The following is a 13,770-nucleotide window of genomic DNA, read 5'->3' as shown; positions in this document are numbered from 1 at the left end:
CCGCATCGCGCAGATCGCCGACCCATGTTCGAAAAGATCCTGGCCGTACTGGCCACCTTCACGATCTGGGTGATCTCGTCCGGCGGCTATGTCGGTATCGCGATCCTCATGGCGATCGAAAGCGCGTGCATCCCGCTTCCATCCGAGATCATCATGCCGTTCGCCGGCTATCTCGTGTCGACCGGACGGTTCGACCTGTATCTCGCCGCGACCGCGGGCGCGATCGGGTGCAATCTCGGCTCGATCGTCGCCTATGAAGTCGGCAAGCGCGGCGGCCGGCCGATGGCCGAGCGCTGGGGCCGCTACGTCCTGATCGGGCCGGGCGAGCTCGACGCCGCCGACCGGTTCTTCGCGCGCTGGGGCAGCATGGCGGTGCTGATCGGCCGGCTTTTGCCCGTCATCCGATCGTTCATCGCGTTCCCGGCGGGCGTCGCGCGGATGAAGCTGGTGCCGTTCCACCTCTACACCTTCATCGGCTCATGGCCGTGGTGCTTCGGTCTGGCCTGGGTCGGCATGAAGCTCGGCGACAAATGGGACAGCGACCCCCGCGTGAAGGCCGCCTTCCACAGCGCGGACCTGCTGATCGGCATCGTCCTGATTGCGCTGGTCGGCTTCTACATCTGGCACCGTGTCCGCGGGCTCAAGCCCAAGGGCTGACCGCCTCCGCCCGTCTTACCGAGGAATTTTACGGAAGGACGGGCACCTCGGCAGCGCGCTCCTTGTTCTCACGGCGTGCCTCGCGGACGCGCTGCCCGAAGCATCCCGTCGCGCCGCCGGCTCCGACGGTCGAGCAGCTGCCGATGCTGTTCACGCCGACACCCGTGCCCATCGTCCCCTGCGCCTTGGCCGCCCAGCTTTCGTTCTGCGGCGTCACCGCGAACTCGCGAAGCTCCTTGGGGACGCGATACTGCTCCTGCGCGCTGCGGCGGACGCAGATCACGATCTCCTCGCCCTGCGCATTGGTCGGGCAGCGTTCGTTGCCAAACAGCGTCAGCACGCCGTTGATCGGCGCGCTCCGCGACACCTCGCCGGGGGCCGACGCGGGCTTGGGCGCCGCGGCACCGGGCTTGGCAGGCACCGCCGCGCCCGGAGTCGCGGTCTGCGCCGCCACCGGGCTGGTGGCCAATATCGCCACCGCCAATATCATCCTCATACGCATCACTCCCACAATCCGTATCCTGTCGCCGTCTCATCGACGGTCGTCTCTGGCCCTATGCTGAACGCAGCAGGCGCGCCGTCGGGTCAGATCCGCTTCGCCGTCGCGATCGCCACCTTGCAACCCGCGCGGATCAGCGCGCTCAACACTGGATAGCCCGGCGTCTCCTCGGCACCGGCTGCGATCGCGGTCGCCTTGTGCTCGAGCTCCTCGGCCTGGAAATCGAGGATCGCGGCAGTGAGCTCGGGATCGCTGTCGCCCAGCGCGACGACCTGTTCTTCGTAATGCTTGTCGATCTCGGTCTCGACCGCCGCGGTGCACGCCATCGCCGCCTTCGGACCGATTGCCGCGGTCACCGCCCCCAGCGCAAACCCCGCGACCTTCCAGATCGGCTGCAGTACCGTCGGCCGCACGCCGCGCTCGACGATCATCCGGTCGAAGAACGCGCGGTGGCGTTCCTCCTGCTGCGCCATGTGATGGATCGATCGCGCGGCGGGATGGCGATCGCCGAGCACCGCCAGCTGCCCCGCATAGATACGGATCGCACCATATTCGCCCGCCTGGTCGACGCGGACCATCGCGCTGCTCGGATGCTTGCGGTCGCCGGGCTTCCAGCGTGCGCCCAGCGTCGGTGCGCCTTGCGTCGGGACGGCGTGCGGGGGTGCGGCCTGGGTCATCGTGTCTTCCTCATAAGGAGCAAGATGGTGATCGCGCCGCCCAGCGAAAAGATGGCGTTGAACCCGGCGAGCGAAATCCCCGCCAGCGTCCACTGCGCCGCGTCGCAGCGGACCATCGGTGCGTTCATGATCGCCGCGAGCCGCTCGGCGGGCGTCGTCCCCGCCATCGACACGGTCGTGGTGCAGGCGGTGATGCCGTTCCACCAATGATATTCGACGCCCGCGTGGAACAGCCCGATCGCCCCGCTGATCCCGATCAGCAGCGCGGCCACGATCACCAGCGATGCGCGCAACGATCGCTGCGGCACGAGGAACGACGCGCCCGCGATCAGCACCGCGGCATAATGCGGCCACCGCTGCCAATGACACATCTCGCACGGATAGAGCCCGCCCAGGAACTGCGATCCCAGCGCACCGAGCAGAAGCAGCAGCGGCAGCGTGAACGCGATCGACCGGGCGATCTCCTCGTTCTTGGTCATCCCCAGCCCGCGACGTACGCTCACTTGACGGGCGCCTTGGTCGCCGCGGCGACCTGTGCCGCGCCGCCCAGCCGCGCGACGGTCTTCAGCGCGTAGTAGAGCTGGAAGTCCTCGACCCCCTGCTTCTTGAGCGCCTCGGGCGTGGCCGAGAAGCGTGGATCGTCCTTGGTATCCTCCTCGAGTACCGCGTTGTCGGCCTTGACCTCGTTGATCAGGTGACGGCGAAGATCGGCCTCGCGAAAGACCGGGCGCGCCTTGTGGTCGGGATCACTGATCTGCGGGACCCTGATGTCGGGCTCGATCCCGCCCTCCTGCACCGACCGGCCCGACGGCGTGAAATAGCGAGCCGTGGTCAGCCGCAACGCGGTCTCCGGCCCGAGCTGGAGCACGGTCTGCACCGATCCCTTGCCGAACGTCCGTTCGCCCATGATCAGCGCGCGGTGGTGATCCTGCAGAGCGCCCGCGACGATCTCCGACGCCGACGCGGTCCCGGGATCGGTCAGCACGACGATCGGCAGGCCGTGCGCATCGTCGCCGGGCTTGGCATAATAGCGCTCGATATCGGTCTTCTCGCGACCGCGCTGCGAGACGATCTCGCCGTGATCGAGGAACGCGTCGCTCACCGCGATCGCCTGCGTCAGCAGCCCGCCGCCATTCTGGCGAAGGTCGACGACATAGCCGAGCGGACGATGCCCGAGCGACTTGTCGATCGCCATGATCGCCGCACGCGTGTCGGCGCCGGTATTCTCGCTGAAGGTGTTGATGTTGATATAGCCGACGTCGCCGCGGACTTCCCACTTCACCGGCTTCTGAACGATGATCTCGCGGACCATCGACACGTCGAGCGGCTTGTCGCGGCCCGGGCGGACGAGTCCCAGCGTGATCTTGCTGCCGGGCTTGCCGCGCATCTGCGCGACTGCCACGTCGAGCGAGTCGCCATAGATCAGCTTGCCGTCGATATGCGTGATATAGTCCCCGGACTTCACCCCTGCGCGTGCCGCGGGCGAGTCTTCCTGCGGCGTGACGACCTTGATCGCGCCGTCCTCCATCTGCACCGTCAGGCCGAGGCCACCATAATTGCCTTCGGTCATGATCCGCAGATTCTCGTAGTCGAGCGCATCGACATAGCTCGAATGCGGATCGAGGCTGGCGAGCATCCCCTGAATCGCGCCCTTGATCAGCGTCTTGTCATCGACCTTGTCGACATAATCCGCCTTCACGCGATTGAACACGTCGAGAAACTGATCGAACTCGCGGTAGGTCGCGGTGTCGACCGCGGCCATCGCCGAGGCTGCGAGTGGCACCAGTGTGAGAGCGCCGAGGATGGCGGTAGCGGAAAGGATCGGACGGGGCATCTAAGGTCCTGAAACCGGGGGAAGCGACGATGTAGCGGGTTAACGGGTCGGGAGCAAAGCCATGCTGACCTTTGCGATTGGCATCGGCCGCGGCGCAACCGCTTCTGGTGCGTGGCCCGGTCGCACGCCGCGGGGCGACGACCCGCTAGCCGATCAGCGCGGCGGCGTCGACGGCGCGTCCCTGCCGGCGCAGCTCGACCGTGACCCTTGGCTCGCTGCGTTGTGCGATCCCGATCGGCGCGCCCATCGCAACGCGTACCCCGGGCTTGACCGGCGTGGCCGACAACCCGGTGATCAAGCTCGACCAGCCCGCACCATGATCGACGATCACGATCGTGCCATAGCTGCGGAACCGCCCGGCATAGCGGACCAACCCCGCCGCGGGCGCGACGACGCGCGCACGCGGCGCGACCGCAAAGGTCAGCCCGCGTGATCGGACGCCCGCCGCCGACACCTCGTCGAAACCCGTCACCAGCTGGCCGCGGACCGGCAGGCGATAGATTCCGTGCGGGGCGGCCGGGACGACGCTGCCGGGTGCGACCGGGCGCGGCGACGGCCCGGGCAGCGCTGCGAGCTCGCGTGCGGTCGCCTCGGCGAGGTCCGCCACCGCCATTCCGTCGACCAGATCGCGTGCCCGCTCGCCCATCGCCAGTGCACGATCCGACTCACTGATCGCGGTCCGCCCGAACGCCTGGCTGCGGGCGCGGTGATCCGCCTCCAGCGTCGCGAGCGCGGACCGGTTCGCCTCCAGCCGCGCACGCCCCTCGCGGAGCGCGGTCGCCGCAAGGACCGCCCCCGCCTGCAATCGCCGCGTCCGGTCCAGCGCGGCGCGCACGCCCTGGGTCTGCGCCCGGACCACGGGCAGCGCGGTGCCCAGCACCGCACGGACATGGACGAGATCGTCGACCGACCCGCGCTGCGCGACCGCGACGATCGTCGGACGTCGCGCGAGCGCCTGGAGCGCGGCGAGCAATCGGGCGATCGGCGTCTGCGCCGCCCCCAGCGCGGCGCGCTGATCCGTCAGCAATCGGTCGATGATCGTCACGCGAAGACGCGCGGCCTCGATATCCGCCTGCGCTGCGACGACCTTGGCGGCGAGCGCGCGCTGGCGCGCATTGATGCGATCCGCCTGCCGGCGCTCGCGCGCGGCCGCCGCCGTCAGACGATCCGCCCGCGCCGCCGCCAGGATCGCGGTACGTTTCGCCTCGCCCAGCTGCCGGCGGGCCTCGGACAGCCGATCGCGCGGCGCGCCCGCGCCCTCGCGCGCGATCGACGCGGTGGCACCGGCGAACAGCGACAGCAGGATGATGACGTGCGTCGCCCGCATCGTCACCCCTCGCGGTGATAGGGGTGATTGGCCAGGATGCTGGTCGCGCGGAACAGCTGCTCGGCCAGCATCGCGCGGGCTAGGAGATGCGGCCATGTCGCGCGTCCGAACGAGAACAGCAGATCCGCCTCGGATCGCGCGGCGTCGTCGAAGCCGTCGGCGGCGCCGATCATGAACCGCGCCTCGCGCACGCCGTCGTCGCGCCACCGCCCGAGCTTGTGCGCAAACGCGGTCGAGGACAGCGTTTCACCCTTCTCGTCGAGCAGGATGCGCTTCGTCTGCTCACCGACGACCGGGATCCGGCCGCCGGTATCGGGCAGCTCGCTGACCTTGGTCGGCCAGACGATCCGCTTCAGATACCGGTCGACCAGCTCGGCCTCGGGTGACCGCCCGATCCGGCCGCGGGCGACGATGTGGAGCAGCATGATACGCCCTCCGGCCGTCGCGCCGGATCAGTCTTCGTCGGTGAAGGTCGGCATCGCAGGCGGCGTCGGCGCATCGCCGAACGCCCACATCCGCTCCAGGTTGTAGAAGCTGCGGACTTCGGGGCGGAACAGGTGGACGATGATGTCGGTCGCGTCGATCAGCACCCAGTCGGCGGTCGGCAGGCCTTCGATCTTCACCGGGCGCTTGAACTCGGCCTTGATCCGCTCGGCCAGCTTCTGCGCCATCGAGGCGACCTGGCGGGTCGAGCGACCGCTGGCGATCACCATGTAGTCGGCGATGCTGGTCTTGCCCGCGAGCGGGATCGAGATCGTCTCGACCGCCTGGTCGTCGTCGAGCGACGCGAGGATCAGGCGATGCAGCGCCTCAACCTCTTCGGGGTCGGTCGCGCGAGGGGCAGTAGGGGAAGTGGCCAAGTCAGCTCCTAAGATTACCGGCCCGGCGACATGCTGGAACGGTCGGGCGGTCCGGCAACGTGCCGAAACCACAGGGGGTTTTCGGCGCGCAGGCCGGTTGCGGAGGTCGGGTCGGGTCGGAAGCGCAACAGCACAAGGGCCGGCAATCTCCACGTCGTCCAGCTCTTCGCATGGTCTGTGCGCCGTTGGAAGCGCCGCAGCCAACCCATCGCGGGGGCCGCGAGGGCGCGCCCGTCATATCCCGGACGCGCAATTACCGCAATCGGAACCTCGCGCGCGATCTGGCGCCAGTTTTTCCACCGATGGAACTCCGCCAGATTGTCCGCGCCCATCAGCCAGATGAAGCGATTCTTCGGATGCCGCCGCTTCAGCTTGCGGATCGTGTCGAGCGTGTAGCGCGTGTGCAGCCGCGTCTCGATATCGGTCGCGCGGATCGGCGCACGCCGCGCCATCGCGCGCGCGGACGCCAGCCGCGCGGGCAGCGGCGCCATGTCGCGCGCGGCATCCTTGAGCGGATTGCCGGGCGAGACGAGCCACCACGCCGCGTCGAGCGCGAGCGCATCGATCGCCGCCAGCGTGATCGCGCGGTGCCCGCGATGCGCGGGATTGAACGACCCGCCGAGAATGCCGATGCGCGTCATCGCGTCATCCGCGGACCTGCCCCGTGCCGCGCCCGATCCACTTGTACGTCGTCAGCCCCTCGAGCGCGACCGGGCCCCGCGCATGCAGCCGGCCGGTGGCGATGCCGATCTCCGCGCCCAGCCCGAATTCGCCGCCATCGGCGAACTGCGTCGACGCGTTCCACAGGACGATCGCGCTGTCGACGCTGGCCAGGAAGCGCTCGGCGACGGCGGAATCCTCCGCGACGATCGCGTCGGTATGATGCGATCCGTGCCGCGCGATATGCGCGACCGCGCCGTCGAGCCCGTCGACGACCGCAACCGAGGCGACCGCGTCGAGATATTCGGTATCCCAGTCCGCTGCGGTCGCCGGTCCGATACCCGGGACCAGCGCGCACGCGGCCGCGTCGCCGCGCACGACGCACCCCGTCTCGACCAGCCGCTCGATCAGCGCCGCTCCCGCCGCATAGTCGCGATCGATCAGCAGCGTTTCCATCGCGCCGCAAATCCCCGTGCGGCGCATCTTGGCATCGACCACGATCGCCGCCGCCATGTCCGGCGCCGCGGACGCATCGACATAGACATGGTTGATCCCGTCGAGATGCGCGAGCACCGGCACGCGTGCCTCGGCCTGGACGCGCGCGACCAGGCTCTTGCCGCCACGCGGGATGATCAGGTCGATCACCCCGTCCGCCTTCAGCATCGCCCCCACCGCCGCGCGGTCGGTGGTCGGTACCAGCTGCACCGCATCGCCGGGGACCCCGCCCGCCGCCAGTCCGGCGATCAGCGCCGCATGGATCGCACGGTTGCTCTCGACGGCTTCGGACCCCCGCGCAGGATCGCGGCGTTCCCTGCCATCACGCACAGCGCAGCGGCGTCCGCGGTGACGTTGGGGCGACTTTCATAGACGATGCCGATCACCCCGATCGGGACGCGCACGCGCGACAGCGCCAGCCCGTTCGGCCGCTCGCGCGAGTCGATCAGCTGCCCGACCGGATCCGCCAGCGCCGCGACCGCGGCGACCCCGTCCGCCATCGCCGCGATCCGCGCCTCGTCGAGCCGCAGCCGGTCGAGCATCGCCCCAGACAACCCGGCCGCACGCGCGCGCGCCATGTCGCGCACGTTTGCCACGAGGATTGCCGACGACTCCGCCCGGATCGCCGCGGCCGCCTGTTCGAGCGCGCCTGCCTTCGTCGCCGTCGGCATCCCCGCCAGCAACACCGCGGCAGCGCGTCCGCGCGCGCCCATATCGGCGATCAGGGTTGCGGAAGTCTCGGTGGCGCGCGGGTCGGTCATGCCCCCCGACTATCATGGCAAATCGACTCGCGCCAACGTCCGGGGTGCGTTACGCTCAGGATATGACCGGGGACATGGGGGCAGCGGCGGACATCGCCACAGGGGCATTGGTCGGGCGCGCGTTCGAACCGCGTGCGGGCGAATCGACGGCTGCGCACGGGACTCACGCGTCGGAAGCGCTCTGCCTCAACTGCGGCACGGCGCTGATCGGTGCGCACTGCCATGCCTGCGGACAGGGCGCGCACGTCCACCGCTCGCTCGGTGCGATCGGCCATGAGATCGCGCACGGCGTCTTTCATTTCGAGGGCAAGATCTGGCGCACCTTGCCGTTGCTCATCCTGCATCCCGGCACGCTCACGCGGCGCTACGTCAATGGCGAGCGCGCGCGGTTCGTCTCGCCGCTCGCGCTGTTCCTGTTCACGGTCTTCCTCATGTTCGCGACAATCGGCCTGGTCGGCGGCGAGATGGCGGACCAGATCGGCACCCCGACCGCACAGAACCGCGCCGCGCTCGAGCGCGAGTCGGCAAAGGCACGCGTCGAACTCGCGCGCGTCGAGCGCGAGCGGGCGGTCGCGGTCCGCGCGGGCGAGCCGACCACCGATCTCGATACGCAGGCCACCGTCCTGCGCGGCACCATCCGCGCGCTGGCTGCCGCGCGCGGGGCCAAGTCGGACTCCGACGATTTCACCTTCACCGACCTGAAGATCGGATGGACCCGGCTCGATCACGGCATCGCCAAGGCGAACGCCAATCCCGGGCTGATGATCTACAAGCTGCAGTCGAGCGCCTATAAATACAGCTGGGGGCTGATCCCGCTGTCCGTGCCGTTCATGGCGCTGCTGTTCCTGTGGCGACGCAAGCACCACCTCTACGACCACGCGATCTTCGTGACCTATTCGCTGGCGTTCATGATGCTGCTCGCGATCGTGCTGATGCTCGGCGGGCTGGCAGGGCTGGCGAGCGGGTGGATCGTGATGGCGGCGCTGCTCGTCCCACCGGTCCACATGTTCGCGCAACTTCGCGGCGCTTATGCGCTCGGCAAGGTCTCGGCGGGATGGCGCACGGTCGCACTGCTGACCTTCGCCTTCACCGTGCTGATCGCGTTCGTCGTGCTGCTGCTGCTTCACGGTCTGACGGACTGATCCGCGCGCGGGCACGATCGGCACAGCCCCGCCCAAACCACCCTCGTCATCCAGCGAACGCTGGGATCTCCCCGAGCGGCCACGCCACCCGCCAAACGGAAAGACCCCAGCTTCCGCTGGGATGACGACATCGGGTGGCTTGCCTGGCATCCGCTACAGGCCGCGAGCCCCGCTCACCACCTCACCGACACGGATACAGATTCGCCAGCACCCGCGCATAGCCGTCCTTCAACGGCCGCTTCTGATAGCTCGCGGGCAGGTCCGACAGCCCGTCGAGCATATCCATGATCCCGACCGACTCCCCCTCGGGCACGCAGGCGATCGGCGGCTTGCCTGCCGCGGCGCGCGCGGCGCGTTCGGCCTTCAACTGCGTCGTCGCGGCCTTGGCCTCCGCCTTCAGCGCGGGAAAGTCGGGCGACATCAGCGCCATCGGCCCCTGATCGCGCAGCGCATTGGCGCGTGCGAGGAACGTCCCGACGGTCATCGCCGCGGACGCGGGCTTCGCCATCCCGCCGGCCAGCAATGCAGCGATCACGGCCTTCGAAAGCACAGACGACATGGGCGGCCTTTCCTTGCGAAAAGACCGCCCATGCAAGCGTTTAACTGACTAACCGCTGAACCGGATCAGGCACCCAGCGGGGTCGGCGTGCCAAACGGCCCGTTCGGACGCCGCGTCTTCGGGATCGAGGTACCCGCACGCGGGACGGTCGACGCCTTCGCACCCGGATCCGGCCGGTCAAGATCCTCGCCCGCGATCAGCTTCTTGATCTCGTCACCCGTCAGCGTCTCGAACTCGAGCAGTGCGCCCGCGACCGTGTGGAGCTGGTCGACATGATCGCTCAGCACCTGCTTGGCGCGGTCGAGACCGCCCTCGACGATCCGCTTGATCTCGTCGTCGATCAGCTGCGCGGTCTGGTTCGACATCCGCGACGGACGGCTCGACGAATAGCCGAGGAACGATTCGCCCTCCGGCTCGCCATATTCGAGCGGCCCGACCTTGTCCGACATACCCCAGCGCGTGACCATGTCGCGCGCCAGACCCGTGGCGTACTGGATGTCGCCGCTCGCGCCCGACGAGACCTTGTCGTAGCCGAAGATCACTTCCTCGGCGACGCGGCCCCCCATCGACACCGCGAGGTTCGCGTACATCTTGTCGCGGTGATAGCTGTAGCTGTCACGCTCGGGCAGACGCATGACCATGCCCAGCGCACGACCACGCGGGATGATCGTCGCCTTGTGGATCGGATCCGACGCGGCCTCGTGCATCGCGACGACGGCATGGCCGGCCTCGTGATACGCGGTCATCCGCTTCTCGTCGTCGGTCATGACCATGCTGCGACGCTCGGCGCCCATCATGACCTTGTCCTTGGCCTCCTCGAACTCGGCCATTGCCACCAGGCGCTTGCCCTTGCGCGCCGCGTGCAGCGCCGCCTCGTTGACGAGGTTGGCGAGATCGGCACCCGAGAAGCCCGGCGTACCGCGTGCGATCACGCGCGCGTCGACGTCGGGTGCGAGCGGCACCTTCTTCATGTGGACTTCGAGGATCTTGATGCGACCCTCGATATCCGGCCGCGGCACCGTGACCTGGCGATCGAAGCGGCCCGGACGCAGCAACGCGGGGTCGAGCACGTCGGGACGGTTGGTCGCGGCGATGATGATGATGCCTTCGTTCGCCTCGAAGCCGTCCATCTCGACCAGCAGCTGGTTCAGCGTCTGCTCGCGCTCGTCATTGCCGTTGCCGAGGCCTGCACCACGATGGCGACCGACCGCATCGATCTCGTCGATGAAGACGATGCATGGTGCGGACTTCTTGGCCTGCTCGAACATGTCGCGCACGCGGCTCGCGCCCACGCCGACGAACATCTCGACGAAATCGGAGCCCGAGATCGTGAAGAACGGCACACCCGCCTCGCCGGCGATCGCGCGGGCGAGCAGCGTCTTGCCGGTACCCGGCGAGCCGACGAGCAGCGCGCCCTTGGGGATCTTGCCGCCGAGGCGCGCGAACTTGGTCGGGTCCTTCAGGAACTCGACGATCTCCTCGAGCTCCTCGCGCGCTTCGTCGATGCCGGCGACATCCTGGAAGGTGACCTTGCCTTCCTTCTGCGTCAGCATCTTCGCACGGCTCTTGCCGAAGCCCATCGCGCCCGAGCCCGAATTCTTCTGCATCTGCTTCAGCACGAAGAACGCGATGCCGAGGAACAGCAGGAACGGCAGCGACTGGTAGAGCAGCATCGCCAGCATCGACGGCCCTTCCTCGGGCTTCGCGCTGATCGCCACGCCCTTCTCGCGCAGCTTGGGGACGAGCGTCGCGTCCTGGATCGGGTAGGCGCGGAACTTCTCGCCGCTCGACAACGTCCCCGAGATGATATCCCGCGAGATATTGACGTCTTTGACCGTGCCCTCGTCGACCTTGTCGAGGAAGGCGGAATAGGCGATCGTGTTGCCGCCGCTCGATGCGGCGGTGCGACCGTCGAACATCGTCACGAACAACGCCAGCGCGGCGAGGATGCCCACCCAGATCAGCAGGCTCTTCATCCAGGGGCTGCCATTGTTGGGCCCTTGCGGCTTGTCGCCACGGTTATCGCCGCCATTGTTGTTGTCGTTCATGGGTGCCGGATACCTTTCGAGCCCACAAGATAAGCGCACGCGGGTTAATGGCAATGGAACAAGCCCCGACTTGGTAGCAATCACATGCCGGATTGTCCGAAAGACGGCGATTCCGCGACCACGCGATCACGCCGGGTCGACAGACCGGTCCGGCCCCGTCAGGCTCACGAGCGTCAGGACGGCGCGCGGCGGAGGGGTTCGGGCCTCAAGCTGTGCGTCGTGGCGGCGCCGGGCGGAACCGCCATACGTCTGCGCGGGGCGATGCGATGACACCGGCCTGCGTGGCGCGCTTCCCCGCCATCAGCGCGTCGAGCAGCTTCTCGATGTTGACCGCGTTGCTCCATTCGCCCTCGACTGCCGCCGCGGGGGTGATCGACCGCCCCGTCGGGGATCGCTGCACCCGCCATCTCGGCGCGGACGATGCCGATTGCATGACGGACCAGCCTGCGCAGCACTTCGCGGGGCAGCGCGCCGACGCTCAACCGGACCTCGCCGCCCGCCACCTTGGCACGGTCCGACCAGAGCCATTCGACCATTGCGCGCACATCGGCGTCCGCCTCCGCCAGTGCCGCCGCCGCACGCGCGAGATTGGGGGTGCCCAGCCACTCGTTCGCATCGAGCAGGCGACGGAACCGCGTCCGGTCGTGCCGGTCATCTTGGTTCGACGGGTCGTCGAAGAACGGCACCTCCGCGCGCCGGACGATCGCGCGCAGTTCGGCGCGCCGCCAGTCGAGCAACGGGCGGATGACGGCGACGCCCGCGACCTCGGTGCGCGCGCGCACCCCCGCCAGCCCGGCGAGCCCGGACCCGCGCGCCGCGCGCATCAGGAAGGTTTCCGCCTGATCATCGGCATGGTGCGCGGTGACGATGCACCCGGCACCGATCGCGCGGGCGTGTCCAGCCAGCAGCGCATAGCGTGCGGTCCTCGCCTGCGCCTGGATGCTCGCGCCGGCGATCGGCACGCTCGGCGCCAGTGTCGCGTGCGCGATGCCGAGCGTCGCGCAGTGGCGTGCGACCATCGCGGATTCCTCGGCCGCTTCGGGTCGCAGCCGGTGATCGATGCTCGCGACCGTAAAACCGGTCCCGAGCGCCTCATGCGCCAGCGTCAGCATCGCCATGCTGTCGGGCCCGCCCGACACCGCGAGCAGCGGGCTGCCAACCCCCTGCGCCAGCCGTGCGAAGTCAGCCGCGAAACGTCGCCCGTCGTCGGTCACATCGATCATAGGTGTTCGACCTCAGCCGGCTATTTGCATTTGGCCGCCGTGCGTCCCGCTGCGACCTGAGTCTTCATCGCGGGGGGCAGCTTGGCGCCGTACACGTCGTTCAGCTCGTCATAGACCTTGCACGCATCCGCGGCCTTGTTGAGCCTCGTGAGCGCCTGACCGAGATAATAAAGGCTCTCCGGCGCCCGCTCGCCGTCGGGCATCTTCTTGTAATTGTCGTAGAACGCCATCGACGCGAGGCTGGGCTTGCCCTCGTCGAGATAGGATCGTCCGAGCAGGTTCTGCGCATAGCTTGCGCGACGATCCTTGGGATAGGTCGCGACCATCTTCTTCAGCTGCGCCTGCGCCTCGGGATATTTCTTCGCCGACCACAGCCGGTACCCGTACAGATACTCGTCCTCGGCCGCGTTGCCCGTCGACGGCTTTTCGACGTTTGCGGTCGATCCGGCCGAGGCCGACACCGTACCGCCCTCGCTCGCGGCTGCCGTCGTCGTCGTGCGGCCGCCCCCGGTCCGCGTCGGCCGCACGGGCGCTGGGTCCTCCTCGGGACCGCCCGCACCCGACCCGCCCGTCAGATTGCCCGACGTCGTACCGGCAGCGGCGCCACCCGCGCGGGCGCCCTCGACCAGCTTGATACGCTCGTCGGTCGCGCGCCGATAGGCCTCGAACTGTTCCTCGAGCTGGCGTGTCCTGTATTGATTCTGCTCGGCCTGCCCCGTCAGCGACGCGATCTGCTGCTCGAGCGAGGTGACGCGCTGCGCGAGATCGGTGATCGCGCTGGTCGCCGGCGTGCCGGGCCCGGGGCCGTTGACCGTCTCGGGCGCGGTGACCTGGGGCTGGAGCAACTGGCCCGCGCCGCCTGGAAAGACCTTGCGCTGAACCGCGCGCATCTCGCTTTCGAGCTTGCCGACGCGACCTTCGACGTTCGACTGCGCGTGACCCGATACGGGCACCATCGCCCCCATAAGAGCGATGGATAGAATAGTGGACTTACGCATGGGCTACCCCCGGGGCACTGGATACCGATC

The 13,770-nt window shown here is 68.6% G+C and carries 14 protein-coding genes and 1 pseudogene; 2 read left to right on the top strand and 13 right to left on the bottom strand.

Features of this window, described 5'->3' with window-relative positions:
* Positions 1–24: 24 nt before the first annotated feature.
* A complete protein-coding gene (locus tag QP165_RS13115) occupies positions 25–657 on the top strand; it encodes a DedA family protein (RefSeq protein ID WP_333995976.1) in 633 nt (210 codons plus the stop codon).
* A gap of 28 nt (positions 658–685) precedes the next feature.
* Here QP165_RS13115 and QP165_RS13110 read toward each other — a convergent pair whose 3' ends face one another.
* The 9 genes and pseudogenes from QP165_RS13110 to QP165_RS13070 all read right to left on the bottom strand — a co-directional run bounded on the left by QP165_RS13110 (position 686) and on the right by QP165_RS13070 (position 7,770).
* A complete protein-coding gene (locus QP165_RS13110) occupies positions 686–1,153 on the bottom strand; it encodes a hypothetical protein (protein WP_056020056.1) in 468 nt (155 codons plus the stop codon).
* An 89-nt stretch (positions 1,154–1,242) separates the two neighbouring features.
* Positions 1,243–1,734: a demethoxyubiquinone hydroxylase family protein gene (locus QP165_RS13105; RefSeq protein ID WP_333997029.1), complete on the bottom strand. Its 492-nt coding sequence runs from the start codon at positions 1,732–1,734 to the stop codon at positions 1,243–1,245.
* A 95-nt stretch (positions 1,735–1,829) separates the two neighbouring features.
* Complete coding sequence (locus QP165_RS13100) at positions 1,830–2,312, bottom strand: disulfide bond formation protein B (protein WP_333997028.1); 483 nt, start codon at positions 2,310–2,312, stop codon at positions 1,830–1,832.
* Between the two features lie 20 nt (positions 2,313–2,332).
* On the bottom strand, positions 2,333–3,667 hold the full coding sequence (locus QP165_RS13095) for a S41 family peptidase (RefSeq protein ID WP_333995975.1): 1,335 nt from the start codon (positions 3,665–3,667) through the stop codon (positions 2,333–2,335).
* 145 nt (positions 3,668–3,812) lie between these two features.
* Positions 3,813–4,994: a murein hydrolase activator EnvC family protein gene (locus QP165_RS13090; protein ID WP_333995974.1), complete on the bottom strand. Its 1,182-nt coding sequence runs from the start codon at positions 4,992–4,994 to the stop codon at positions 3,813–3,815.
* A 2-nt stretch (positions 4,995–4,996) separates the two neighbouring features.
* The gene (locus tag QP165_RS13085) at positions 4,997–5,419 is read right to left on the bottom strand and encodes a 23S rRNA (pseudouridine(1915)-N(3))-methyltransferase RlmH (protein WP_056020044.1); all 423 of its coding nucleotides are present in this window, start codon (positions 5,417–5,419) and stop codon (positions 4,997–4,999) included.
* A gap of 27 nt (positions 5,420–5,446) precedes the next feature.
* Positions 5,447–5,854: a ribosome silencing factor gene (gene rsfS / locus QP165_RS13080; RefSeq protein ID WP_055873704.1), complete on the bottom strand. Its 408-nt coding sequence runs from the start codon at positions 5,852–5,854 to the stop codon at positions 5,447–5,449.
* Positions 5,855–5,868: 14 nt separating this feature from the next.
* Positions 5,869–6,495 carry a nicotinate-nucleotide adenylyltransferase gene (locus QP165_RS13075; protein WP_333995973.1) on the bottom strand — a complete coding sequence of 209 codons (627 nt, stop codon included), beginning with the start codon at positions 6,493–6,495 and terminating at the stop codon, positions 5,869–5,871.
* A gap of 4 nt (positions 6,496–6,499) precedes the next feature.
* Positions 6,500–7,770, bottom strand: a pseudogene (locus QP165_RS13070) (glutamate-5-semialdehyde dehydrogenase).
* A 62-nt stretch (positions 7,771–7,832) separates the two neighbouring features.
* On the opposite strand from QP165_RS13070, the gene QP165_RS13065 reads away from it, so the two are divergent.
* Complete coding sequence (locus QP165_RS13065; protein WP_333995972.1) at positions 7,833–8,912, top strand: DUF3667 domain-containing protein; 1,080 nt, start codon at positions 7,833–7,835, stop codon at positions 8,910–8,912.
* A gap of 181 nt (positions 8,913–9,093) precedes the next feature.
* Here the strand turns inward: QP165_RS13065 and QP165_RS13060 are convergent, their stop codons facing one another.
* From QP165_RS13060 to QP165_RS13045, 4 genes are all read right to left on the bottom strand, one after another.
* Complete coding sequence (locus QP165_RS13060; RefSeq protein ID WP_333995971.1) at positions 9,094–9,471, bottom strand: hypothetical protein; 378 nt, start codon at positions 9,469–9,471, stop codon at positions 9,094–9,096.
* A gap of 65 nt (positions 9,472–9,536) precedes the next feature.
* Complete coding sequence (gene ftsH, locus QP165_RS13055; RefSeq protein ID WP_056020032.1) at positions 9,537–11,519, bottom strand: ATP-dependent zinc metalloprotease FtsH; 1,983 nt, start codon at positions 11,517–11,519, stop codon at positions 9,537–9,539.
* A 173-nt stretch (positions 11,520–11,692) separates the two neighbouring features.
* On the bottom strand, positions 11,693–12,742 hold the full coding sequence (gene tilS, locus QP165_RS13050; RefSeq protein ID WP_333995970.1) for a tRNA lysidine(34) synthetase TilS: 1,050 nt from the start codon (positions 12,740–12,742) through the stop codon (positions 11,693–11,695).
* A gap of 20 nt (positions 12,743–12,762) precedes the next feature.
* Positions 12,763–13,740 (bottom strand): YbgF trimerization domain-containing protein, encoded by a 978-nt coding sequence (locus tag QP165_RS13045; protein ID WP_333995969.1) that lies wholly within the window; start codon positions 13,738–13,740, stop codon positions 12,763–12,765.
* Positions 13,741–13,770: the final 30 nt, after the last annotated feature.

This window comes from Sphingomonas sp. 22R3R2A-7, assembly GCF_036856055.1.
GTDB lineage: Bacteria > Pseudomonadota > Alphaproteobacteria > Sphingomonadales > Sphingomonadaceae > Sphingomonas.
This window is presented reverse-complemented; position numbering and strand designations above follow the sequence as displayed.